Origin of the sequence: Geobacter argillaceus (assembly GCF_007830735.1) — a bacterium.
Classification (GTDB): Bacteria; Desulfobacterota; Desulfuromonadia; order Geobacterales; family DSM-12255; genus Geomobilibacter; species Geomobilibacter argillaceus.
The window spans coordinates 149,623-174,542 of sequence record NZ_VLLN01000001.1 but is presented as its reverse complement, the minus strand read 5'-3'; the positions used below and the strand labels follow the sequence as shown (position 1 = coordinate 174,542).

Below are 24,920 nucleotides of genomic sequence, written 5' to 3'. Positions count from 1 at the left end.
ACAGAAGGAGTGCATGCACGACTGTGGCGATAATGCATCAGTGCACCTTGAACCAGCTGACCTTGTCGTTAAGTTTTTGGGCCAGCTGTGACAGAGAACTGGAAGAGGTCTGAACTTCCCGGAACGCCAGGAAAAGCTTTCGGGTTACCGCGTCAATGGCAGTCATGTTGTGGTTGATCTCCTCGCTGGTGGAAGACTGCTGTTCGGCTGCCACAGCGGTACGCTGGACCATGTCGGTGACCTGTCCCACATAGTCGACAATCTCGTCAATGGCGGCCAGGGTCTGGTTGACGTGGATCACCACCTTGTCCAGGGAACTGCTCTCCTGGTGCATGAACTGCACGGCGTGGGCAACGCTCTGCTGCATTCCGCCGACCATGTGGCTGATTTCCTCCGTTGACGCGGTTGTCCGTTCCGCAAGCGCCCTGACGCTGTCGGCCACAACCGCGAAACCGCGCCCCATGTCGCCGGCCCGTGCTGCCTCGATCGCCGCGTTGAGGGCGAGGAGGTTGGTCTGGTCGGCAATATCCTTGATGAGCGATACAACCTCGTTGATCTGCTGCGACTGGTCGCCAAGGGATTCAACCCGTGCGGATGCCTCTCTAACCGAGAGAGCGAAGCGATCCATTTCATGCACTGTTTCAGTCATTGCCCCTTTGCCCTGCTCGGCCACCTGTTTCATCTTCTGCGCGGCATCTGCGGTCTCCGAGGAGTTTCTGGCCACTTCCAGAGTCGTCTGGGTCATCTCGGCCATTGCGGTAACCGCCTGCTCGATCTGGCCAGTCTGCAGGCTGGCTCCTTCCTGCAATTCAACGGCAGTCCTTGACAGCTCTTCCGAGCTGCTGTTCAGGTCACGGCTGACGTCATTGATGTTCCCGACCATCCCCCGCAGGTTTCCGACCATTTCGCCTACCTTTGCCTGAACCTCACCCACTTCGTCATTGCTGACATCGGAAAGATTGCCGGTCAGGTCACCCTTTGCAACCTGGGCAGAGGCGCCAAGGAGTTGTTGCAACGGCCCGGCAACGGAGCGATAGATCCAAAAGCCGAAGAATACGCCGATGATGATTGACGCAATGCCGATACCACCGATGAGCGCGGTATTGAAACGGACTATCCGGTTGACCGTGGCGATGGCCTTTTCCTGACCTTCCTGGGCACCTGCAGCAGTCCTTTTCCCCTGCTCGGCCTGGGCCGTTACGATGCCGCGGAGTTTAGCGGCTACCGCCGTAGCCTTGGCCTCCATCTCCATTTTTCGTTTCAGTTTGGTAATAATGCCTTCTTCGGCAAACAGAATCGTTCGGGTGCCATTAAGGGATGCAACGGCTGCTGCCAACATTTTCTGTTCTCTGGCGGCGCCGATTTTTTTCAGGGAGGTGTCCAGATTTTTGTATACGGTGTTGATCTTGGCAAAGGCTGTGTTTGTTTCTGCTGCAATGATGTCCAGATCCTTGGGACTATTGACGGTAAAGAGGCGAGTAGCAAATCCTTCAACGGAGATCCCGAGCGCAACCAGTTCCGAGTTCGCTGCCAGAGAGGTGACGGCAATGGCGGCCTGGGACTGGAAGCCACCCTGCTTGCCGGTGATGGCGCTGTATTTCTCATCCTCATTATCTGCTTCGTCCGAAATATCATCGATGAGCGCATCCAGACGGGTATTGACGTCAGCGAGCCTGGAGTCGCTTCCCGCATCACGTGCCTTGGTGATTTCTTCAATTTTGGCAGCCAATGATTTCACTTCTGCCAGGATCTTTGGGTTGCTACGGACAAAAGAGTTTTGCACTGCCTTGTTCAGCAGCTTTCCCGGATCGCTTTTTGCCCCTTTGCGATTTGTCTCATATATGGACAGCTTGAGCTCTTTCAGGGTGGTCTTGAGCATCTCCAGGCTACGGACCCTGGTGAGGATCGCATCCTTGTTGTCGGCAGAGGTTGAGTAGGCTTTTGAGCGGCTGACTTGCAGCGCCTTGATCTGAGAGTCGAGTTCTTTGAGGCGAGCTGTTGTTTCTTTGAGCCGCTGCGTTGTCTGCTGGCCTGCTTTGGTTGCCTCGTTCTCGGCTTTGAGCCGATTTTCCGTCACCGAGGTCAACTCTCCGGCTATGGCCGCCAGATCATCGGACGTTGACAACCGTTCGCCGGACATTGTCTCAAGGGTTTTCTGGGCTTCTCTGGCAGCAAGCAGAGAGGCGTCCGCCTCTTTCCTGGAAGAGACAAATTCGTCATGCGAGTGCGAGGCACCGACTTTTGTCAGGTCGGAAGTTACGGTCTGCACAGCGCGTTGGAACTCGATAGTACGCAGTTGAAACGGTGTACTTTTTTCCGTCAGATATGAAAGCTTCTCCTTGACAAACCGCATTCCCAAAAAACTGGTCGCGGCTACTGCTCCGATCATGACAACTACCAATAGTACGTTTGCGGTCAGTTTTGCTCTGATGGTCATCAAAAGTTTCCTTGTTGATACGTACGGTGTATTTCCGCACTGTTTATTGGAGAATTATTCGGCAAGCTTGAAAAGTTCTTGAATGATTTGTACGCAAATATTTTTTTGCTGTGCCGCCGACGTTGTCCGGCCCACCGTATCCAGGTCTGAGTAATCTTTGTTAGAGATCTCCGGACGGGAAACTACTGTTCCCGAGTTGCGAGCACCGAATCTCTTGTGCAATTTTGACAAAACAAGTATGCTGAACTTCCATGTGGCGTAGTTAATACAGATTTTGCAGGAGTTTCGGAATGTCAAACGTGAAATGGTTATTAGTGGCAGGATTCGTTGCAGTGTTGCCGGCAGGGGCAATGGCTATGCCCAATATGGTTCCCCCTGCCAACACCAATGTCGAGAAAAAGACGGAAAAGACTGCCGAGCAGCCTCCTTTGGCCGGTAAGGTCATGGAGACCATGGACAGTAGCGGGTATACCTATATGCTGCTGGAGACCAAGGGTGAGAAGAGGTGGGTGGCGATTCCCGAGATGGTTGTCAAGGTCGGTGAGACCGTCGAACTGGAGCCCGGTGTGCAGATGGGCAAATTTACCAGCAAGGCGCTTGACCGGACGTTTGATAGCATTCTTTTCTCCGGTGGGCCGACGGAGAAGTTCAATGAAGAGCGCAAGAAGAACGCCCATGCCGGGGTGAAGTTGGAAGATGTCAAGATAGGGTCGGCGACGAAGACGGAAGGAAAGGTCATTGAAGGGTTGAAGGTGGACAAGGCAGCCGGAGCCAATGCCTACACCGTGGCGGAAGTCTTTGGCAAGAAGGCCGAGCTCAACGACAAGCCCATTGCCGTTCGTGGCCAGGTGGTCAAGGTTTCAATGTCGATCATGGACCACAACTGGGTCCATCTCCAGGATGGCACCGGTGAGGCTGCCAAGCAGAACAACAAACTGGTGGTGACCACCAAGGACAAGGCGACCGTGGGTGACATCGTCACTGCTACCGGCACGGTTCACCAGAATCGGGACTTCGGTGCCGGTTACAAATACGACGCGATCCTTGAGGATGCCAATCTGAAGTAATGGCCACGACGGTAGCCCGTGATACCAACGCCCCCCGATGCGATGCACCGGGGGGCGTTGGCGTTGTTGCTCACAGCAGTGTCTATGGCTGCCGATGTTTACTGCAGCAGCGGTTTTGCCAGGGTGCCGCGGATCGGGATCTGGTAGTGTCCCGGCGAGATCAGGTACTTGACCAGGAGCAGAAACACGAATTTCTGTCGTTCCAGAAATTCCGGCTTGGGCATAAGTTCCAGAGTCAGATTGAGGGGAGAGGCGTTGAGGGGGGCGCTGATCGGCATGTCGCCTTTGAGTCGGACATACAGGCCGTCCCCCTGGAGCGTGAAGCTCTCCAGGCTTGCCCTGCCGCCACCGACCCTGAGCATTCCCTGTACTTCGCGATACGCCGCATCCGGTAGCGGGGTCTCGCCGATCTTGATGCCGTTCAGTTCCGCCCCGCGTACTTGCAGCTGCATGGTTCCCTTTGCTCCGGAGCCGACCCCCTGAATCGTGGTGCTGACGCGTGCGATCCCCTTTGCCTGCGTTCCGGCGACGGTTGCAAAAAATGGGACGGCGCCGAGCGAGAGGTCCCTTATCGTCAACTCCAGTTTTTTCTGCGGTGCAACGGTGATGGTGCCGTTTATGGTGCCGGCGCCGATCCTGCCGTCGAGGGCAACGGTAACGCGGCCGGTCAGCAGGGGGAGGATTTTGAGACGGATCGCGGCCCGGTCAAGGACCAGGATCGGCCCTGCGTCAGTACCGATCTCCAGACGCTTTCCCTGCAGTCCAAGCGGGAAGGCCTTGCCGAAAGCTACTGCCTTGAAGGTGAACCCATCCGCTGTCAGCGTCCTGGCCACGGCCTGCTCCAGAGCCCGGTCCGGAATGAACGCGAGACTGAGGAGCAGGAAGAGCAGTACTCCGCCCGTACTGGCGGCAGCGATGATGACAGGGCGGGGAATGGTCATCGCGCTCCCTGGGGGGCCGGTTTGAGCAGGGCCAGGGTCAGCGAAAGATCGAGCTTTGCCGGGTCGTCGAAGCGGGTCCTCACCAGGGCCTTCTTGATCATGACCGGTTTCGTCCCCTTTTCCAGACGATGGAGCAGGTTAACGGCCTCGTTGGCCGTAAGCCCTTCCAGCTTAACGTCAGCGGCATCTTCCACCATGCCGGGCCGTTCGTCCCCCTTCGCGGGCCGGATCTGGCTCCCTTTTCCCTTGATGCCGATTTCATCGATCAGTTTGGCAGGCGAGTCGTCGGCCCTCACCGCGGAGAGGCGGTTGGCGAGTTTCTGGGCACCGGCGTTCGCCTCGCGAAAGCGCTGACGCAGCACCATCATCTCGGCAAGGGCAGCCTCCCGGCTCTGGCGCTTACTGCCAAGGCGTTTCACCTGGTCGTTGGCCGCCGAATAAAGGATGGCGAGGGCAAGGACGACTGCGATGGCAATGCCGATGCGCAGGCGTATTGGCCGGTCCATACGGTCGTACGTCTCTTTCACCCGGTCGAGGACGCTCATTTTCCCCCCTCCTTAAGCGTGCCCCTCAGGGAGAAGGTGACACTGCCGTCGGGACGTGATTTGATCTCGCCAACCTCAAGCGAGGCGAACACCGGTTTCAGGCGGGCCTTGAAATCGTTGACAGCCTGGGCCGAACGGGCGTCTCCTTTGATCCGGAGTTGACTGCCGTCCAGGTCGGTCTCCACAATGCCGGTCACCTCGTCCCCTTTGGCGTCGGCCAGGAGTCTCAGTGTTGCCAGGACTCCGCCGCTGCCGGAACTGCTGCCGAGTCGCCGGATTTCGGCTCTCAGCTCGGCAACCTCGTCCACCGGTTTTGTCCGGCCCGGGAAGACGTCTTTGTAGATGGTCCGGATGGAGCCGTTCAGGGAATCCAGGTCGCGCGTGGCGAGAAACCAGCGGAGTCCGGTCTCGGCGAAGAGGAGGGTAACGACGGCTGCGGCAAGGATGGCGGTGAGACGGAGCTGTTTCCGGAGCTTTTCGTGTCCTCGGGTGTAGGCAAGGGGACCGTTGCGCAAGTCCAGCGGTGCACCGAAGCAGACGGCTCTGGCCGCGGCAAAGGCAGCCGCCAGGTCGCGGGCTGCTGCCTGGTCAGTGGCAAAGGTCTCGGCCAGCGGTCCGTCTATTGGCAGCGGCGTAACCTTGGGCAAGGTTTCGCCGGAAGGCTCCTGCCGTGCGGCGGCGCCGATGGCAAAGACCGTGGCAACGGTGAGCCCTTTGCCGAGTTCAAGGGCGTTGAGGGTCCTGGCCAGTTCGCTCGGCGCTGCCGAAGGGAGGGTGCGGCAGAAGACCTGTTTCCCTCCCTGGAAGAGTGCCACGGCCGAACCGTCGGTAATTGCCGCATCGCCGGGCCGGGGAAGAAGGTCGGCCCAGTCGAGGAAGGCGGAGGTGACCATTTCGGGCTCAACGCCGTTGTCGGCCAGGAACCGGATCAGGTCGGCAACGGTTTCCCGCGGGCACCAGGCGGCCAGGACAACGCCTTCAGCCAGTGGAATGGCATCACAGGCCAGTTCCTCGCTGTCCAGGGCGGTTTCGCCCCGCAGTTCCAGCGGGAGGATCTCCCGGAGCTTGCGCCGGTCAGTGATCGGCAGGGCTATTTCCCGCAGGGTGAGGAGCGACGGCGGCAGGGAGAGAATAATCCGTGAAGTTTCCACATGGGGGAGGAGATGGCTGGCAATGAGCTCGGCCAGAACGGCACGGTCGGCACAGTCATGACAGAACCCGTCGAGAAACAGGAGCCGGTCCCGCTCCCGGCGAAAGCGGGCAAAGACTACTTCTCCGTCGTTCAGTTGTATGATCTGGATATCCATAATTCCTCGAAAGATGCAGTCCCGGACCGATGGGGCTAGTACCCTGTAACTCTTGAACTAACGTAGGTTGGGTTAGGCGGTTGTATCGCCGTAACCCGACGAATCAGCGGTATATGTTGGGTTACGCTGACGCTAACCCAACCTACAATTCTGCTTTTACCGGTCCCTGTCTAATACTCCCGCCAATACAGGACGGTTGGACCTGTGGGTCGGACCACCGCCTCGATGACCCTGATGGTGCCGTTGACGGTCGCCTCGGCCCGCAGGCGGTAGACGCTCCCCTTGGTTCTCAGCACGGTTTGGAGGCCGGTGGCGATGGTTTCCATCCCCGACACCCGGGTCAGTTCGGCCGGGGACTTGAAGGGGGTGGTCTTCCGGTACTCGATGATGCTATCCGCCAGCGCGTCGGTCATCCGGTCATCCAGGGCCAGCAGCAGCTCCCTGGGGGCGGTGTTGATGTTGATAGGCGCTGCCGGCGCTGCCGGGTCATCGGCATAGACCGTGACAAAAGGACGAAGCTGCTCCAGTGTCTTGCCGCTAAAACCCTTTACCAAGGCAAGTTCCTCCAGGGTTTCCAGCCTGCTGTTCTTGGCGTGGTAAGGAGGTTTCCGGGCCATGTACCAGGCGGATTCCGCCCCGCCGGGATGGGGTTCCTCGTTTTCGTCCACCCAGTCGGCCAGGGTATCGCACAGGTCCGGCGACAGTCCGAGCTTTTTCAGCAGTCTGACTGCTATCCCATAGTAGGCCTCATTGAAGGTACCGTTGGGAAGCGCCACGTGGTTCAGGCTCAGCTTGCCGTTTTCCTCCTCGACGGTCACCCGGAGCGAGCCCTTTTCCTCCTCCAGGACCAGCGGCGTTGCCCAGCGGTCCTGGAGCGAGGAGTAGTTCTGCCCCCCCAGTTCACGCTGCAGCAGCTTGATGGAGCCGGTCATCCCGGATTCGGCGAGCAGGCTTGCCTGCTGGGCGTCCACAGCGTATTGCCGGGACGACGTGTCCACGTAGACCTCGGTGATGAACTCCGTCACCAGGGCCACGAGGATGGCCGTGATCACCAGGGCCAGGACGAGTGCAAATCCCCGCTCCCCCTTCATGGTCCGGTTATCGGCGGGGTGGCTATGGTCGAAAAGTCGACGGTCCGCTCCCCGTCCTTTACCGAGACCGTCACCCGGACCGCCTTCGGCAACCCCATGTTGATGGCGGTATCCCAGCTCTTCACCCACTTGCCGCCGTCATAGCATTCCACCAGGAACCCGGACAACTCTTCCATCTGCGGGTAGCGGGGAGGATCGCCTTCCAGGTAGAGATCCCGGCTCTGCCGGGTGAGCACCATCTTCTGATCCGTAACTACCGGCTGGTAGCGGACCACGATCTGGTCTGAGCTGCCGCTGTCCGGAGAGGGCGGGGCAATGGCGGTAAACTCCAGAATCGATGCAGGGTTGCCGTACTCGTCCCGGTCTTCCACCACAAAATGCAGCCGCTTGTTTCCCCGGACGTAATAGGTACCGGAGAGTTCCCGACGCAGGAGATCGAGGCTGCTCCGCAGCTCACGGCGGGTCTCCATGCCCGCTGTTGCCGCTTCCCGGCCGGCGGTGAGTGAAAAGAAGGTGCCGTAGAGGGCGCCTGCCACCAGGGAGAGGAGCGCCAGGGCGATCAGTACCTCCAGCAGCGTGAAGCCTCGTGCTGCGCTATGCCTGGTCCGGCTACAGTTTTGCCACATACTGGACAAGGGAGAGTTTTCTCCGGGTTCCGTCCCAGGTGACCGTCAGGGTGAGGCGGCTGACGCCCGGGAGCTCAGTCGGGGCAGTGGCGGTTTCCCAGGCGATGAGCGGCCACTGGGGGGCAAAGGTTCCTTTGCTGCCGGCCGGCAGGTCGCGAAAGCCGGGCTCGTCGATCTTCGACCGCGCCAGGAGCAGGGCGATTGTTTCCTCCTTGTCCCTGCTCACAACCGAAAGATGCTGGTTGAAGACGGAGATCACGGTGGTGACGACGCCGGCCATAATGGCCAGGGCGATCAGCACCTCCAGGAGCGTAAACCCTCTCGCCCCGGTCCAGGTCCCCCGATTCATAACCCGGCCTCCTGGTAGCCGCTTGCCACCTTTACCTTGCCGCTGGCCGGATAGGCGGTGACCGTGTAGTTCTCGCCGCCCTTTCCCTGAAGGTGGATGACCAAAAGGTCGGCCAGGCCGCCGGGGCCGACATCGACCATGACCTCGCCGCCGGTCACCCTGCCGAGCCGGCCGGTCTCCACGTCGCTCATGGTGATCCCTGACGCCAATAGCGGCTTGGTCAGCAGGGTGTCGCTAGGCAGGACTTCATCGCCCGAGGCGAGCCGCTTCATGACCGTCAGTCCGGTGCCGCCCGGTTCCAGGTGCAGGCGGTACACGGTCTTGGTGGTAATCGCCTGTTCGCCGAGGTAGCGGAGCATGGCCGCCACCCCCCGGGCCGAACCCCGGAGCGCTCCCGCCTCGGTGGAGGGGAGGAGCGGGAAAATCAGGGCCGCGGTGAGTGACAGGATGGCAACCACCACCAGCAGCTCTAAGAGCGTGAAGCCGTGACTCGTATCCCCCATCATGTTCTCCTGCCAGTTACGAGTCACCAGTCACGGTTTTTCACTGCATGTTCCAGCTGCAGATGTCCGCCGCCTTTCCTTCCCCGCCTTTGGCACCATCGGCACCGTAGGAGCAGAGGTCGTAATCGCCGTGTTCACCAGGGGAGAGGTAGATGTAGTCGTTTCCCCACGGGTCCTTGGGGAGCTGTTTGTTCTCCAGGTACCCCTCTGCCTTGTAGTTCCTGGGGATCGTCCCGATGGTCGGTTTGGTCACCAACGCCTGCAGCCCCTGCTCGGTGGCGGGAAATACGCTGTTGTCCAGCTTATAGAGCTTGAGGGCAGTCTCGATGTTGCGGATCTGCACCTTGGCGTCAGCGATCTTGGCATCGTCGGAACGGCCGATGATCTTAGGCCCGACCAGGGCCGCCAGGAGCGCCAGGATGACGATCACCACCATGATCTCAATCAGGGTAAAGCCGTGGTTGTTACGTCGGTAATTCATGCAAAAAGCCTCCAATGAGGTTAGTGTAGTTCCCTCTCCCTGAGGGAGAAGGGTTCAGTTGCTAAGCCTATTTCACCAACTGGTTCAACTGGAAGATGGGGAGCAGCACCGCCACTACCACGAGCCCGACCGCCAGCCCCATGGCCAGGACCAGAAGCGGCTCCAGGAGGGCCAGGAAGCGCCCCACAGAGGCCTCGAACTCCCGCTCATAGGCGCTGCCCGATTTCTCCAGCATCCCTTCCAGCGTGCCGCTCTTTTCCCCCACAGCGATCATGTGGACCAACAGCGGTGGGAAGACGCTGCTCCGTGCCAGGCTGGCCGAGAGTTTCCCCCCCTCCGCCAGCTCCAATCGAGCCTCGGCCAGGACGACACGGTAGGCCCGGTTCACCACCGCCTCGCCGGTGATCTCCAGTGCCCGGATGACCGGTACACCGCTGGCCAGGAGCAGGCCAAGAACCCGGGCAAAGCGGGATAGGACAAGCTTCTGGACCAGTGCCCCCGCAAAGGGGAGGCGCAGCAGGAGCCGATCCCGTTTGAGGCGGAATTCCTCCTTCTGTGCCAGACGGCGGTAGATGAACGTCGCAGCTGCGACCAGGATGAGGATGAGCCACCACCCCTTGCGTAGCGCGTTGCTCACGGCAATCAGGGCAACGGTGATCAGCGGCAGGGCCGCCTTGTTGTCGGCAAAGACCCCGGTGATCTTGGGAATGACAAAGGCGAGCAGAAAGAGCATCACCCCGCTCCCCACCACCACCATCAGGATCGGGTAGGCAAGGGCGCTGGTCACCTTGCTCCGGACCACCTCCTGTCCCTCCAGGAAGTCGGCAAGCCGCTCCAGCACCTGGTCCAGCGCGCCGCTCGCCTCGCCGGCCGCGACCATGCTGACGTAGCTCTCGCTGAAGATGCGCGGTTCCCGGCCCATCGCCTTGGCCAGCCCGGCCCCTTCCGACAGCCGGTCGCGCACCCTTCCCAGGACCTTGCGGAGTTCGCCCGGCCGTTCCTGTTCCAGGAGGGCGGTGAGGGCTTCGTGGATCGGCACTGCCGAGGAGACCAGGGTGGCCAGCCGCCGGGTGAAGAGGGCGAGTTCGGCTACCGGCACGCCACTGCGAAACGTTCGCGACAGCCCCTTGGCCGGGGCCTCGTCTGCCGGCACCAGGTCGATGGGGAGCAGCCCCTGTTGCTTCAGCCGTTCCCGCGCCGTCCGGATGCTGTCGCTGTCGACCGTGCCGCTGGTCTCCCGGCCGTCGGCCCGATATGCCCTATACTGGAAGGTCGGCATAATCGTCCTGGGTCACCCGCAGCACCTCCTCGATGGTGGTGATGCCTGCCGCGGCCTTGTCCAGGCCGTCGTCCCGCAGGGTGCGCATTCCTTTGGAGACCGCGTATTCCTTGATGACGCCGGCAGGGGTCCGCTTGATGATCATGGAGCAGAGTTCGCTGTCGATGAGGAGCATCTCGTAGATGCCGATCCGCCCCAGCATTCCCAGGCCGAAGCAGTGGTCGCAGCCGCGACCCCGGTAGAGGCGCGGGGGGAGGGTGATGCCGGCGTATTCCCGCTCCGGCTGGTACTCTTCCCGGCAGTGGGGGCAGATGACCCGTACCAGCCGCTGGGCCAGGACCCCGGTCAGGGTGGAGGCGACCATGAACGGTTCGATACCCATGTCCACCAGCCGCGTGACGGCCGTTGAGGCGTCGTTGGTGTGCAGGGTGGACAGGACCAGGTGGCCGGTGAGGGAGGCCTGCATGGCGATTTCGGCCGTCTCCGCGTCCCGGATCTCACCCACCATGACGATGTCCGGGTCCTGGCGAAGGATGGAGCGCAACCCTTGCGCAAAGGTCAGGTCGATCTTCGGATTCACCTGGATCTGCCCGACCCCGGCCAACTGGTACTCGATCGGGTCCTCGATGGTGATGATGTTCTTCTCCGGCGCGTTCAGGCGGGAAAGGGCCGCATAGAGGGTGGTGGTCTTGCCGCTGCCGGTGGGGCCGGTGACGAGGAGGATGCCGTTCGACCGGGTGAGGAGCCGCTCCATGGCGGTTTTGTCCCGGTCGGAAAAGCCGATGTCCGTGAGCGACAGCACCCCCCGCTGCTTGTCCAAAAGGCGCAGCACGGTCCGTTCGCCGAAAAAGGTGGGGATGATGGAGACCCGGATGTCCACCTCCCGGCCGGCCACGATGACCTTCAGGCGACCGTCCTGGGGAAGACGCTTTTCGGCGATGTTCAGCCCGGCCATAATCTTCACCCGGGATACCAGGGCGTCCAGGATCACCCGGGGCGGTGCGAGCATCTTGTAAAGGATGCCGTCGACCCGGAAGCGGACGTCCAACTCCCGTTCGTACGGTTCGATGTGGATGTCGCTGGCCCGTTCCTTTACCGCCTGGAACAGGATCGAGTTCAGGAGCCGGATAACCGGCGCCTCGTCGGTCAGGTCCAGGAGGTCCTGGGGCTGGGAGAGCTCGGTGGCGATGGCTGACAGGTCTTCACCGGCCAGTTCCGCCACCACCTCCCGGGCGCTGCCGGCAAAGCGGCTGTAGAGGCGGTTGACCGCGTCCAGCACCTCCTGCCGCGGCACCACAATCCCTTGGAGCGGCAGGCCGAAGATGGCAGCGACCTCGTCCTGGGCCAGGAGATCGGTCGGCTCCCCCAGGGCCACCAGCAGCCGTCCTTCTTCCTGGCGCAACGGCAGGAGGGCGTGCTTCCGGGCAAAAGTCAGGGGAAGACGGGAGAGCAGGCCACCATCGACCTGGTTGTCGTCGATGGTGGCCTGGAAGGGGAGGCCGAGGCGTTCGGCTATCTGTTCTTGATCATATATGTTCGGCATGACTCTCTCGAGAAGCTAACTTGGCTTTTTGTTGTTTCGTTGTCAACGAATTCTTAATCCGTCTGCGATTACAACGCCGTCAAGAATGCTCAGGCTTCCATTCAAAATCAGTTCGCCGATTATGCTCGTGAAACCACTGTCATACCCCCCTTGGAAGGTAACCTCCAATGGTCTATTACAGACGAGGGATTCAGTGTAGGTAGTTGCCCAGAGTTTGATGACATCCCCATGCGCAGCGGCATTATAAGCGGCTTGGATGGTGGAGTAGTATGTCGTTGCGGTGCCGCCGATGCTTACCTGATGGGCGGCGTCGTAGTCGAAGAGCGCAGTTTCAGTGGTGTCCGCGTTCAGTGTCAACAGGCAGACTCCGGTCCCGGCACACAGGCCGTTTTGCCAGCGAGTGAACAAGGAGTAGGAGGCCGCAGCCGGAGAAAGCGTCAGTTGGGTGCCGGACGGAAATGTCGAAGTACAGTTGGTGTTGCAGACCGTTCCAGCAGGCGCGATGGTGATGAAGCCGTTCCCCGTGCCGGCAAAGACGAGATTCAGCACTCGGGGTGCACCGGTTATGGCAAAAGAGCGGCCGGCCACGTTGTATACGGGAGCGACACTGGCGGTTAAATTCAGATAGTGGCTCCCGTCGTTCTTCGAAATCCCGGAACCGAAGTCAGCGCTGTTAATGGCGCTGAATACTTTATAGTCAACCCTCATGCTCCCATTGGGGGACAGGACCACCTCGAAGATGTTGGGGCTGAATGACCCTTCGTCGCTGTATGTTTCCGCCTGCCACTCGATTACCACCCGTTCGGGGTTGGTCTTATGCTGCACGAAGACGCCGCCCTGGTAAAGGGACGACAGGTCGTTGTTCCATGCGGAGATGACCGGTCCGGTAGTCGGCAGATTGAAGGAATTGGCGTTTCCGTTTGCACCGAACCAGACGTTGCCGTTGGTGTCGACTGTGATCTGTGTGAAGGACTGACCATAGAAGGTGAATGGCCACGGCAGGGTGTAGGTGATGCGGTTTTCGTCCCCGTGGCTGTAATCGTAATCGGGAGTCGGATTATTGAGACGGCTGGCGTCGGTGCCGTCCCAGGAATACGTGGTTTCGGAAAGAATGTAGATGCCATCAGTGGCAGCGAAAACGTTGCTTTTAAGCAGAAGAAAAAGGCAGGCAACGATTATTAATGCAATGAGTTTTTTCCCGCTACGCATCTTAATTAATCCCATCAACCGTCTGTAGTTAGGCTGCATTCAGAATCCTACATAATGCTGACTGATTATCGGACGTCCTACTTGGCTGGGTGCTTGGCTGGGTGTCAGACCTACACTTTTGACAGATCCAGTTTTGCTCTCAATTTTTCGGCAAGCTTCCTCAACTCTTCATCTTGGCCCAACTCCTGCGCGAACCTGCGGCTCGACTGCGATACCGCCGATTCACCTATGTCGAACCGCTCGCCTATCTCCTTCAACTTGGCTCCGCTGTATTTGTGGCAGAGGTAGATGCCGACCTTTTCCGATAATCTGTCGTTTCCTGCAAGATTCCGTGCCGCTTCGATGATCGCTTCCATGGTGGGCCTGGCCGATAGTTTCCTTACCGCCGGCAGATCCCGGCCATGCTGTTTGCCGTCAACATGCCTGGCTGCAATTTCGGTCACAAATTCCGCACCGCCCAAGATGGTCGCGGCTTTTGCCCCGTTCAACGGGCTTTCGTACTCACGTTCAATCAGGTCTTCAACAAATTTTTGATATTTCTTGCAGGCGTTCTTGCCCTTGCCGAAGTAATCAAGGATGAATACCGTCTTCAACCATTCAGGGCTTTTTCTCCCCCCGATATAGTCGAGGTAGCTCGACCACCGATATTCTTCCGGCCTGGATACCATTCCCGCCCGAACCGGGTTGAGATGGATGTAGCGGGATAGCTCTTTCGCGTATTCGTCGGCCTCTATAAGTATCGCTTTATAACGTCCCTGGAATAGATGACCGTATCGCTTTCGCTTGACGTTGAAGTAGTTGGTATATGCCCCGTTAATATGCTGCATGATCTGCGACAGGTTACCGGAGGGGGTCTCCAGCAGCAGATGATAGTGGTTGCTCATCAGGCAATAGGCATGGATAACGGCCCCATATCTGAATACCGCCGATTCGAGGTACGAAAGAAATTGTTCTCTGTCTTTCTGGCTCTTGAATACATCCTTTTGTTCGTTCCCTCTCGATGTCACATGATAGTGTGCGCCAGGAAATTCGATTCGTAGCGGCCTGCCCATGGTTTTTCTCCTTTGATCGCTGTAGCTATTCAGAATCAAAAGAGTATCAAAGAAGGCTATCTTGTCAAATGTGTAGGTCTGACACCTCTTAGGCTTTGACACCTCTTAGGCTTTGTCGAAACGCCTGGCAAATTCGGCAGCCTCGGAGAAAGCCCAACAAAGATACTTGTTGCCATTCTTCTTGTTCCCCTTACCCTTTGTTTTGCCGTTACTGGTCCATTGCGAAGAGACGGCCCGACAGTACGAAGCATAGTTGCCAACCTTTTCAAAACGTTCGACCGGGCCGGTTTCGAGCATGATGGTCAGGCCCAGGATCTTGCCAATGCCAGGAATGGTCACAAGATTCTGGTAGGCATCCCTGAGTTCAAGCTTCTTTTCGATGAATGTCTCAATAGTCCGTATCTGTCGAGTCAAAAAGTCGATGGAGTCTTTGCTTACCTGGCCGGCAAGGGCCAAGTCTTCATTGCCCGCCAGGAGCGGCTGGACACGGTTTTCGCGAAGGCGTCGGATGTCATTCGTTTTCATCTTCGCGCCACAATTGCGAGTGATGATGTTCTGAAGACTGATAAGCAGCGACGATCTCAGGTTCACCAAGTGACTCCGCTTTCTGAGCAGATCACGGATCGGCCGCTCTTCCTTCGGGTAAATGTAGCCTTCCGGCAGAATGTTGAGCCGCAGCATCTCGGCCAACCAGAAGGCGTCGTGTTTGTCATCCACATGCTTGAGACCTGAATATTTCTGGATGGCTGAAGGATTCGCCAGGTGTACGGTGAATCCTTCAGCCATCAACCCATCGACAAGCCAATACCAGTTGTAAGTTGATTCGACGACTACGCCTTCAAGTGTGCCGCTGTACAAGGAAAGCTTCTCGGTGATCGTGGCAATTTCGTTCGGCAGCTTTTCCTTGAAGATGCGTTTTCCGCTTTCATCAATGATTGCCAAATAGCTGTTGGTTGAATGCAGATCGATTCCAGAGTACAGTTTCATTGGGCACCTCCTGATGTTAGAGATTGGTCTCTGTAACAGCATATCAGGAAGTCTTTGCCTCCTCGCTATGCCAGGAGGTGCCTTTTATATGATTATCAGGCCTACACATGCGACAAAACCTCTGATGTCAAAAGTGTAGGTCTGACACCCCATGTCTTTTGACACCCCATGTCTTTTTCTCTGCATGGCCCTTTATTCTCTGTTTACTTATTATCCATATTTTTCTTACCTTTCATCATAATACTTAGTCCGATAATTAACATGATAGCACCAAGAATACTGCTATATTTAATAATCCAGATACTTATTATGACTATTACAAGACCTATAATTACATAGTTCATAGTGCCCTCTCATTGTTATTTGCATTGTTTTTTAGCATCTTTTATTGGACTTAGTATTGAATCTATTAATGCATTAGTCAACAAACTGGCTGGTGGATCAGCCCTCATCAATGCTTTAGCCAACTCACCAACGGCAGTAACAACAGGATCTTCAGGATAATAATGTTGATCGGCTATTGCTGCTCCTGCAGCTATGCCTCCAAAAACCGCAATACCAACAGCATCTAATGGCGGTGGAGTAAAAAAAGCACCTGCGGCAAAGACACTCGCTTGAGTTTGAATGTTTTGCAAAGTTCCATGTGAAGGAGCTAACCCCAGCGGGTCGATAAAGTTAATTGGATTATTTTGAACGTACGAATATAGGTTTATTCCGCCTCTAAAGCCGATCGGATCGCGGCTTATGAAGCGTCCGTCCATCGGATCATAGTATCTGTACCTCAAATAATACAACCCTGTCTCCTTATCCCACTCCCTGCCCGTGTAAGTCAGACTGTTCCGGAAATTAGCTGAGGGCGTCGGCCTGCCGAAGCTTTCGTATTCATAGCTTTGGACAACATTCCGGTTTGAATCGGTAATGGCGGTAACGCTCTTTATCCCGTCTTGATGGAAATAATAGAAGCTGCCATTGCGTTCCATGGCCAAGTGCTCATCAACCCCTGGGCCGTGGGTGTTGAAGGTCTTGGTGACTACATTGTTGCTGTCGGTCTGGATTTCCAGGGCAATGTTGTTCTGATCGTATACGTAATTGTACGTCGTTGTCTTGGTAACGCCGGCGATGAGTGTTGTCAGCTGCTTCTCGATCCTCCTCCCCAGCGGGTCGTACTTGAAGGTGACGGTCCGTTTCTCGGTGGTCCCTTTGCTCTTCTCCATCTTCGTCAACTGGTTTTCAAAGTTCCAGGTGAGGGTCCAGTTCTTGTCGGCGGCGTTGGGGATGGTCCTGGTGGTCTGGTTCCCCAGGTTGTCGTAATCGTAGCCGAGTTGCCTCCCCTTGGTCATCCGGTTGGCCGCGTCGTACTGGTAGCCGGTGTCCTTGGGGCCGGGGCCGGTCAGGCGGTTGCCGACCAGGTCGTAGGTGTACTTCTCCGTCCCCCTGGCGGTGGTAGCTTGCATCAGGCGGTAGGTTTCTTCGTAGTTGTAGGATTCGTTGAAGGTGCCGGTCTTGGTCCTGCGGTTCCCTGCCTGGTCGTGGCTGTAGCCGTAGGCGGCGATAGTTGCGGCCTGGCTCTGATGAGTGAGGCTGGTGAGTCGGTTCAGGTCGTCATAGCCGTAGCTGCCGGTGATCTGGTTCGGGTAACTGAAGGAGTTGCGCCGGCTCAGGCTGTCATAGCCGAAGGTGAACAGCCCGGCGGCGCTGGTGATGCTCTGCAGCCGGTTGGCCGTGTCGTAGGTGTAGCTGATGACCCGCTGATCGGCAGTAGTTGGGAAGTAGGTGACCTGTTGCCGCTGGCCGAGGCCGTCGTATCGGTCGTAGCTGATGGTGCGGCCGTTGCTGTCGCTGACACTCTTTAGCCGGCCGCTGTCATAGTAGTCGTAGAGGTAGCTGATATGCTGGTTGGCCGCCGTATGGAGGGTGCCGTCGGGGTTGTAACTGTAGGTGGCGTCCGAGCCGTCGGCGTAGAGCTTTCTGGTGAGCCTTCCCAGGTTGTCGTAGTAATAGGTGACCAGGAGTTTTTCCGGGGTGGCGGTGGCATCGTATTTCTCTTTGACGAGGCCGCTGTCGTAGTAGGTGTAGTGGATATTCTTCTGGAGTGGGTCGGTTTCGTACTGCAGCCGGCCCAGATTGTCATAACTGAAGCCGGTGGTCTGCTGCTTGGCGTCGGTGACTGCGGTTAGCTTGTCCACGCCGCTGCCGCAGGAGGGACAGGCGGTTGCGCCGTAGGTCAGGACCGTGTCGGCCTTGTTGACGCCGGTGCCGGTCGTGATCTTGGTGACCTGGTGGTTGTAGTTGTACTCGTGTTTGGTTTCGTGCTGCTCCGGGTCGATGACCAACGTGCGGTTGCCGCTGTTGTCGTAGTTCAGGGTGGTGACGTTGTCGGGGAGGTTGGCCGCGTACCTGGTTACGGTCCGTAGCCGGTTCAGGGCGTCGTAGGCCCGGACGGTGCGGAGTTCCTTGCCGTCGGTGCCGATAGTCTTGATCTCCAGGGGATTGCCGTTCTTGTCGTAGCCGGTGACAGAGACCGACACCCCGTCGGGGCCGGTGGCCGTCTGCAACAGCCCGACGATGCCCGCTGTGCGATTCACGGTTGTATCAGGATAATAAAGGTAGCTCGTCGGCTTCTGGTTGGCGTCGATGAACTGCCTGATCGTGCCGTTCGGGTTGTATTTGGCGACGGTGACGAGATTGCCCGGCGCGGTCGTGGTCACCACGTCGCCCCCATTTTCCGTGGTGTAGCCGTAGGTGGTGAGCAGTGGCGTTGTGCCCCGCTCGTCGCTTACGCTGGTGAGCCGGTCGTAATGGGCGGTGTCGTAGGTGTAGCGGTAAGCCGGCTTGATCGGCGGGGTGAGGCTGGCCAGGGTCGCCGGGTCGGTTACGGTTTCCGGATCAATGGCCGGGGTGTAGACGGAGAGATCGACCGGGTTGGTTTCGGTCAGCATGTTGCCATTGCCGTCGTAGGTGTAGAAGGTGGTGAGGAGCTTGGCCCCGTCGTACGGGACAGTCATCGATTTGAGACGTTTGTCGGCATAATAGGTGAAGCTGGTCGCCTTCCCGTCGGGGCGGCTCTTGCTCTTCAGAAGGCCGGTTTGGGTGTCGTAGCTGTAGGTCCACAGGGTGCCGTCCTTCTCGGTCAGGGTGGTAGTAAGGAGCGTGCCGGTCAAGGAGCTAAAAACCAAGCTACGGGTATGCCCTGCCGGTGTTATTGCCCCGTCCGGATCAATGCTGCTTTGTACCCTCAGATCGTCGTAGTAAGCATTGCTGCTGGTATTGCCGTTAGGGTCCCTCTTGGTTACCATGAGCTCTTTGGCGTTATAGATGTACTCCCAGTAACCTCGCACCATGCTGGCAGCGTCTGCTAGAGGGTTCAGCACCCGCCAGAGCCGTCCGTTCTGGTACTGTATGTCGTAGCTCTTGCCGGCCGGATCGGTGACCGTGGTGAGCCGATGGGGCGTGGCGGTGAGATCATAGCCGAGGGTGATGCTGCGGCCCAGGGCATCGGTGATCTGCGTAAGGTCGCCGTTGGTGTATGTCAGGATTGTCCTGTTGTTGTGGCGGTCGACAATTTGGGTGAGGCTGCCGCTCGTGTCGAAATTGTAGGTCAGACCGTCCCGGTTCGTCAGGACGGCGGTGTTGTCGGGATTCCGGGTAAGGGTGGACGAGTCGCCGGCAGGGGGAAGGAATTGGCCGTTGGTCAGCGTAAAAACTGTGATCACGCCGTTGCCGGACCGCAGGTAGATATGGTTGGCGTCGCTGGGCGAGGGGCCGATCAGTTTCGCGCCAAAACCGTGGCTCCACCCCCTGCCGAGCGGGCTGATGTTTCTGTTGAGGCTGTTGTAATAGAGGGAGAAGGTCGTGGAAAAGGTACCGCTGGTTGCGAACAGCACCTGGTCATGCGAATAGCTGCCGCTGCCGACGTCCGCTTTTGAGCTAAGTGGGGCCTTGGGAATACTGTCACAGGGTGGAGACGGCGGTCCTGGATTCGGGTCCGGTCCTGTATTGGGGGCCGGCGACGGGTTGTTAGCCCCTCCGCCACCGTGGTTCTGGTCGCCGGATGTTTCACAGGGCGAACAAGGGCCGCCGCAATCGACTCCTGTCTCCCCCTGGTTCTGAATGCCGTCATCACAGGTTGGATTGCATTGCCATTGAAATACCTGATTCACATAGGCAACCATGACTTGAGTGGAGCCCGGACTATATTGGTTGTCACACGAACAGATCGGTGCCTTTGGGCCGGAAGCATCTTTGTGGAAATGAACCGAACCATCCCACCATACATACCCGGGGACCACGGTAAAACCGTAAGTCGTCAGGCTTTTAGTCGTGCCGTTTACGCTTTCACAATACAGGTAACCCGGGGAACTCCCTCCACTCCCGCCACATGAGTAGGTTACTCTATCCACCGTATCGTAAGCATACTGGCCTGCACATATCTGACCATTGTCGCAGTCCGCATAGGTGGTGCCCGTTTGCACCCAGCTTCCGGGTTTTGAAGTGTCGCAAGCTCCCCATGCCGATGAAGAAACGGATACATTCAAGAGAGCAGTAATAACAAGCAGACGCCATAACTTTATCCGGCTGCTTGACATATTCACTCCAAGATCTCTGAACATCGCGGTTCCTCATGGCCTGCAGATGGCACAACGAATCCGTGAAAATATGTGTTCATCCGTGGTCAAATTGGAGTTTCTCTTCAAGCCCTTCTCTCATGGTCGGGTTATTGTTACGGCTTTGCGGGTTGCTTCAGTGCAGCCGGGATATCCAGCGGCGTGGTCCGCTTGATCGCCTCGTCAAGCTTCTCTCGCTGCCGCTCGGAAACCTCGGCCAGGTCCCTGGCGTCCTTGATGACGCGGGGGGTCAGCAGGATCATCAGGTTGGTCTTGTTCCTGGATTTGTTTTTAGTCTTGAAGAGCCACCCCAGGAGCGGGATGTCTCCCAGGATCGGTACCTTGCTGTAAGACTCCTGTTCTTTGTCCTGGATCAGCCCGGCAATAGCAACGGTCTCCTGGTTTTTCACTACTACCGAGGTCTTGGCCGAACGTTTGGTGGTGGTTATGTCGGCGGCGGCTCCCGTGCTGTTCGCATCCTTGACAGCAGAGATCTCCTGGTAGATATCAAGTTTTACATATTCCCCCTCGCTTACCTGTGGGGTGATCTTCAACGTTATGCCGGTGTCCTTCCGTTCGATGGATTGCTGAGCAGAGTTGGGGAGACTGGAGTTGTAGGTGATGCTACCCCGGAATGGGACGTTCTCTCCAACGAAGATTTCAGCCTCTTTGTTGTCGGAGGTGAGAATGTTGGGGGTGGAGAGAACGTTTGCAATTCCATTTGTTTCGAGCGCTTGAATGGCTACTGCGAAGTTTACCGGCGTTCCAGTAAGGTCGGGGATGGTTATTCCGGCGCCTTTCAATGCAGACAGAACGCTGAAAAGTTGGTTAAAGACACCCTGAGGGTCATATGACCCAGCTACTGTGGCAGTGTTGTTAGAAGAGCCTCCGAGCGCCCCCCACTGTACCCCCAGGCTCTTGAGTTTGTCCAGAGAGACCTCGGCGATCAGTGCCTGGACAAAGACCTGTCGCCGCCGTTTGTCCAGCTTCTGGATCACCTGGAGGAGGTTCTGGTAGTCGTTGGGGGAGGCCATGACAACCAGGGAGTTGGTCGCCTTGTCCGGGGTAATGGTAATTTTCCCCCCCTCGAAAGGAGACTGCTGGGGAGCCGTTGCCGGCTGGCCCGGAGCAGGAGCGGCGGCCGACCCCTTGACCACGCCGTCCAGGACCTTGGCGACCTCGGTGGCGTCGGCATTCTCCATGTAATAGACGTTGACCTTGCTGCTGGTAGTGGGTGGCGGGACATCGAGCAGGGCGACGAACCGCTTCACCTCTTCCTTGTCCTTGTCGCTGCCGAAGACCACCAGGGCGTTCAGTCGGGTATCGGCCACCACGAGGCCGCCGGTCTGGGCTGGCTGGCCCGGCTGGGTCGGCGCCTTGCCGGCACGGCCGGCGAGCCACTCCTGGACCACCTTGGACAGAGCGTCGGCTGCCGCATGCTGCAGAAAGACCAGCTCCGCTTTTTCCCGCGGTTTTTCCGTGTCGATCAGGTCGACAATCTCCAGGAGTTTGCGGATGTTCAGGGCGGAGTCAACCACCAGCACCATGTTGGCCGGTCCGAACGGCGCGATGTAGCCATCCTTGGAGACCAGGGGCTGGAGGAACGTGACCGCCTCCTGGGGTGCGACGTTCTCCAGGGAGATGACCCTGGCCACGTAGGTCTCGTTCACCGGCACCTTCTCGGCGTCGGTGAGCAGCCGGGTTCCGAGCTGCTTGGCTGCCGCGGTCGGAACGATCTTGTTGACCCTGCCGGCCTGGATCAGGGTGAACCCCTTTAGTTCCAGAACCGACGTGAAAACGTTGAACGCCTCTTCGGGGGAGAGCTTGGCAGGCGAGTAGACCGAGATCTTCCCCTTGACCCGTTCGTCCATGACGAAGTTCCTGCCGGTGAGGTCGCTGATGAATTTCACCATGGTCGAGATGTCCACGTCGGTGAAGTTGAGCACGACCCCCTTGGCGGCAAAGGCCTGGAGTGGTAGCGTCAGCAGCAGGAGGAGCAGGGCAATTATGATGGTATGGGAACGTCTCTTCACGATGGGAACCTCCGGGCAGGCAGGAGCAGCGATGAAGGCGGCACCGGTTCGGTGTTCGTTGCCGTTATCGCTGCCGTTGCCTGATTCATCGTATGTCATAGGTGAATGTCGTCGGCTGGCCGTCTCGGATCAGGTCCAGCTTGATCCGGTTCTGCCCCTTCAGAGAGGCAAAGGACTGGATTGCCTTTTCCGGGGAGTCGATGGGAAAGTCGTTGATCCGCAGGAGCACGTCTCCGTTTCTGATCCCGATCGTGCCGAAGATCCCCTGGGGTTTGACTTCGGAAACTCGGAATCCTTCCACCTTCCCGTCTTTGCTGCTGGGAAGGAGCCGGGCATCGGTCATGGCCTGGCCGATGTTGTCCAGGGACGCATTCAGTGCCCGCTGGTCGATTACATAGCTGCCGGCGCCGACCTGGGCGGCGAGCGTTCCGCCCGGCCCCGGCTGCCCCGTCGCAGGAGGCGGCTGGCTGCCCGGCATGCCACCGCCGGCAGTCGGCGAGGTGAGGGTGATGATCTGTCCGCCCGCCTTGATTGAGACCGACTCCTTTTTCACCGTCATCAGTGGCCCCAAGTCGAAGACGCTGTCTCCGAGGCGGAATACCCGCTCTTCCCTGGTGCTGGTGCGCTGGACCAGGGCGAAGGTCTCACGGAACGAGCCGATGGCAGTCCCCAGGAGTATCAGGTCGCCTTGGGAAACGGTGGCTGCTCCCTTCTGCTGGGACTGCGCGGCAACAAACGGGGTGAGTTTTCCCCGGGTCGCCGGACCGAAGAGTCCTTTGTCGAGAATGGTGCCGAAAGAGGCGAGGTCCTCGGCCGGTGCCGCTATCGCAGGTGCTGGCCGCGATTTTCCCATCGACGTTCCGGGAAAGAGCCGGCCGAGCCTGAAGGTAGCCAGGTCAGAGGTGATGAGTGCGAGGGCCGCGATGACGAGTACGGTCAGAAGGATGTTTATGGGGGCAACCAGTTTGTCCATTCCAAGGCCTTACGCGAGGGTGAAATGCGGGGAAATAGTATCAAAATGCCCGCAGTATGCAAGGGAAAAGAGCATCTGCCGACCGCTGGGAGCGGGTTTGGCGGGAGTCGAGGAAGCAGCGGGGGAATGCTCCGGTTTGACTGACAGTTAAACTGTTCAGCTCTTGTATGCAGCCTTGAATAAAGGTATAGTGTGCGGAATTTCATGATTGATGCTAAACGGGAGTCTGTGATGGGTGCAGCCATAAATGAGGGGCGAAAGGGCGTTGGTCCGCTCCTGATCACTGCCGCAACCGATCGGGAGATTGCCCAACTGGTGCGGGAGACCGGAGGGGTACTGGCGCCCGGCACTGAACCCCGCCCTGTTTGGGAATGCGAGTTCGCCGGGCACCGTCTGGTCCTGGCCATTACCGGGATCGGCAAGGTGAACGCCGCATCGTCAGTGACCGCCCTGGTGGCCGGCTACCAGCCGAGCCTCATCATCAATACCGGTTGCGGTGGGGCCTATCCCGAGACCGGCATGCGGGTGGGTGAGCTGGCAATTGCGACGGCAGAGATTTATGGCGACGAAGGGGTCTTGACCGCTGACGGCTGGCATTCCCTGGAACTGATCGGCATTCCTTCCGTGGAGCGGCGGGGGAACCGCTATGCCAACGAGTTTCCCCTGTCACTGGAGGCTGCGGAAAAGGCGTTCCAGTTGGGGATGTCCCTGAATCTGCAGATCCGGCGCGGGAAGTTTGTCACCGTTTCCACCTGCAGCGGCACGGCTGTCCGGGGTGCAGAACTTTACCGGCTGTTCAACGGCATCTGCGAAAACATGGAAGGTGCTGCTGTGGCCCATGTGGCACTACTTTACGGAGTGGATGCCCTGGAGGTGCGGGGGATCAGCAACATGGTGGAGGACCGGGATATTTCCCGCTGGGACATTCCGCTGGCAGCGGAGATGGCCCAGCGTTTTCTGCTGAAGTACCTGGAAAACTATTAGATTACAGACTGGATACGGCGCCCCATGAAAACCTCGAACCTCGAACCTCGAACCTCGAACCTGTCGTTGGGCTTCTCTCCCTGCCCCAACGATACCTATATCTTCCACGCCTTGGTGCACGGACTGGTGCCATCCCCCGGTATCGTCTTCCATGAACGGCTGGAGGACGTGGAGACCCTGAACGCGCTGATCCTGGCCGGGGAACTGGATGTAAGCAAGATCTCCTACCATCTGCTCGGCCATGTGCGGGACCAGTACTGCCTGTTGTCGGCAGGAGGGGCGCTGGGGCGCGGTTGCGGACCGCTCATTGTGGCACGCCCCGGCACGACCCTGGCGGACCTGGCGGGGAAGCCGATTGCCGTACCGGGCCGGTATACCACGGCCTGCCTGCTGCTGCGGCTCTTCGATCCTTCCCTGGCCAACCTGCTGTTCGTACCGTTTCACGAGATCATGGGGATGGTCGAGCGCGGCGCGGTGGCGGCCGGGGTGATCATTCACGAATCCCGCTTCACCTACCGGGAGCAGGGGCTCGTGCAGCTCCTGGACCTCGGCGCCTGGTGGGAGGAGACCACCGGTTGCCCGATCCCGCTGGGCGGAATCGTGGCGCGGCGCTCTCTGGGCGTGGAAACGATCAGGACCGTTGTTGCTGCCATCCGGGCGAGCCTGCTCCATGCCCGGAACAATCCGCAGGTTGCGTTGCCGTATATCCGCGACCACGCCCAGGAGATGGCCGATGAGGTCTGCGCGGCCCACATCGGCCTGTATGTGAACGATTTTTCCCTCGACCTGGCCGAGGAGGGGAGAAGCGCAGTGACCACGCTGCTTCGGCTGGCCGAGGAACGTGGTGTGATACCTCGTTTCGAGGGCAACCTGTTTGAATCGTGAAGCAGTAAGCGAGACATAAGACGT

The 24,920-nt window shown here is 58.5% G+C and carries 20 protein-coding genes; 3 read left to right on the top strand and 17 right to left on the bottom strand.

The window, feature by feature from the left end; genetic code table 11:
* Positions 1-37: 37 nt before the first annotated feature.
* Positions 38-2,437 (bottom strand): methyl-accepting chemotaxis protein, encoded by a 2,400-nt coding sequence (locus JN12_RS00745; RefSeq protein WP_145017082.1) that lies wholly within the window; start codon positions 2,435-2,437, stop codon positions 38-40.
* Positions 2,438-2,727: 290 nt separating this feature from the next.
* Here JN12_RS00745 and JN12_RS00740 point away from each other — a divergent pair, with 290 nt between their 5' ends.
* Positions 2,728-3,504, top strand: coding sequence for an OB-fold nucleic acid binding domain-containing protein (locus tag JN12_RS00740; protein WP_145017080.1), 777 nt, complete (start codon positions 2,728-2,730; stop codon positions 3,502-3,504).
* Between the two features lie 98 nt (positions 3,505-3,602).
* Here JN12_RS00740 and gspN read toward each other — a convergent pair whose 3' ends face one another.
* The 16 genes from gspN to gspC form a co-directional block, all read right to left on the bottom strand.
* Positions 3,603-4,445: a type II secretion system protein GspN gene (gene gspN, locus JN12_RS00735; protein ID WP_145017078.1), complete on the bottom strand. Its 843-nt coding sequence runs from the start codon at positions 4,443-4,445 to the stop codon at positions 3,603-3,605.
* Entirely contained in the window at positions 4,442-4,990 is a 549-nt protein-coding gene (locus JN12_RS00730) for a general secretion pathway protein GspM (protein WP_145017076.1), read from the bottom strand. The genes gspN and JN12_RS00730 overlap by 4 nt, the downstream gene beginning before the upstream one ends.
* Positions 4,987-6,297: a type II secretion system protein GspL gene (gene gspL / locus JN12_RS00725; RefSeq protein WP_145017074.1), complete on the bottom strand. Its 1,311-nt coding sequence runs from the start codon at positions 6,295-6,297 to the stop codon at positions 4,987-4,989. The genes JN12_RS00730 and gspL overlap by 4 nt, the downstream gene beginning before the upstream one ends.
* 170 nt (positions 6,298-6,467) lie before the next feature.
* A complete protein-coding gene (gene gspK / locus JN12_RS00720) occupies positions 6,468-7,388 on the bottom strand; it encodes a type II secretion system minor pseudopilin GspK (RefSeq protein ID WP_145017370.1) in 921 nt (306 codons plus the stop codon).
* Positions 7,385-8,014, bottom strand: a complete 630-nt coding sequence (locus JN12_RS00715; RefSeq protein WP_145017368.1) for a GspJ family type II secretion system protein — start codon at positions 8,012-8,014, stop codon at positions 7,385-7,387. The genes gspK and JN12_RS00715 overlap by 4 nt, the downstream gene beginning before the upstream one ends.
* Positions 7,998-8,363 (bottom strand): type II secretion system minor pseudopilin GspI, encoded by a 366-nt coding sequence (gspI, locus tag JN12_RS00710; protein WP_145017072.1) that lies wholly within the window; start codon positions 8,361-8,363, stop codon positions 7,998-8,000. Before gspI ends, JN12_RS00715 begins: the two co-directional genes overlap by 17 nt.
* Entirely contained in the window at positions 8,360-8,869 is a 510-nt protein-coding gene (locus JN12_RS00705) for a prepilin-type N-terminal cleavage/methylation domain-containing protein (protein ID WP_246125683.1), read from the bottom strand. The genes gspI and JN12_RS00705 overlap by 4 nt, the downstream gene beginning before the upstream one ends.
* Before the next feature lie 37 nt (positions 8,870-8,906).
* A complete protein-coding gene (gene gspG / locus JN12_RS00700; protein WP_145017068.1) occupies positions 8,907-9,347 on the bottom strand; it encodes a type II secretion system major pseudopilin GspG in 441 nt (146 codons plus the stop codon).
* A 67-nt stretch (positions 9,348-9,414) separates the two neighbouring features.
* Complete coding sequence (gspF, locus tag JN12_RS00695) at positions 9,415-10,626, bottom strand: type II secretion system inner membrane protein GspF (protein WP_145017066.1); 1,212 nt, start codon at positions 10,624-10,626, stop codon at positions 9,415-9,417.
* Entirely contained in the window at positions 10,607-12,169 is a 1,563-nt protein-coding gene (gene gspE / locus JN12_RS00690) for a type II secretion system ATPase GspE (RefSeq protein WP_145017064.1), read from the bottom strand. The genes gspF and gspE overlap by 20 nt, the downstream gene beginning before the upstream one ends.
* Before the next feature lie 42 nt (positions 12,170-12,211).
* Complete coding sequence (locus tag JN12_RS00685) at positions 12,212-13,378, bottom strand: right-handed parallel beta-helix repeat-containing protein (protein ID WP_145017062.1); 1,167 nt, start codon at positions 13,376-13,378, stop codon at positions 12,212-12,214.
* 110 nt (positions 13,379-13,488) lie between these two features.
* Positions 13,489-14,469: an REP-associated tyrosine transposase gene (locus JN12_RS00680; RefSeq protein WP_246125681.1), complete on the bottom strand. Its 981-nt coding sequence runs from the start codon at positions 14,467-14,469 to the stop codon at positions 13,489-13,491.
* Between the two features lie 66 nt (positions 14,470-14,535).
* Positions 14,536-15,417 carry an IS110 family RNA-guided transposase gene (locus tag JN12_RS00675; RefSeq protein WP_170241802.1) on the bottom strand — a complete coding sequence of 294 codons (882 nt, stop codon included), beginning with the start codon at positions 15,415-15,417 and terminating at the stop codon, positions 14,536-14,538.
* Positions 15,418-15,776: 359 nt separating this feature from the next.
* Entirely contained in the window at positions 15,777-19,589 is a 3,813-nt protein-coding gene (locus JN12_RS00670; protein ID WP_281287701.1) for an RHS repeat-associated core domain-containing protein, read from the bottom strand.
* A 548-nt stretch (positions 19,590-20,137) separates the two neighbouring features.
* Positions 20,138-22,153, bottom strand: coding sequence for a type II secretion system secretin GspD (gene gspD / locus JN12_RS00665; protein WP_145017056.1), 2,016 nt, complete (start codon positions 22,151-22,153; stop codon positions 20,138-20,140).
* Positions 22,140-23,027: a type II secretion system protein GspC gene (gene gspC / locus JN12_RS00660; protein WP_145017054.1), complete on the bottom strand. Its 888-nt coding sequence runs from the start codon at positions 23,025-23,027 to the stop codon at positions 22,140-22,142. The genes gspD and gspC overlap by 14 nt, the downstream gene beginning before the upstream one ends.
* A 231-nt stretch (positions 23,028-23,258) precedes the next feature.
* Here gspC and mqnB point away from each other — a divergent pair, with 231 nt between their 5' ends.
* Complete coding sequence (gene mqnB / locus JN12_RS00655; protein ID WP_145017052.1) at positions 23,259-24,011, top strand: futalosine hydrolase; 753 nt, start codon at positions 23,259-23,261, stop codon at positions 24,009-24,011.
* Between the two features lie 24 nt (positions 24,012-24,035).
* Positions 24,036-24,896, top strand: a complete 861-nt coding sequence (locus JN12_RS00650) for a 1,4-dihydroxy-6-naphthoate synthase (protein WP_145017049.1) — start codon at positions 24,036-24,038, stop codon at positions 24,894-24,896.
* Positions 24,897-24,920: the final 24 nt, after the last annotated feature.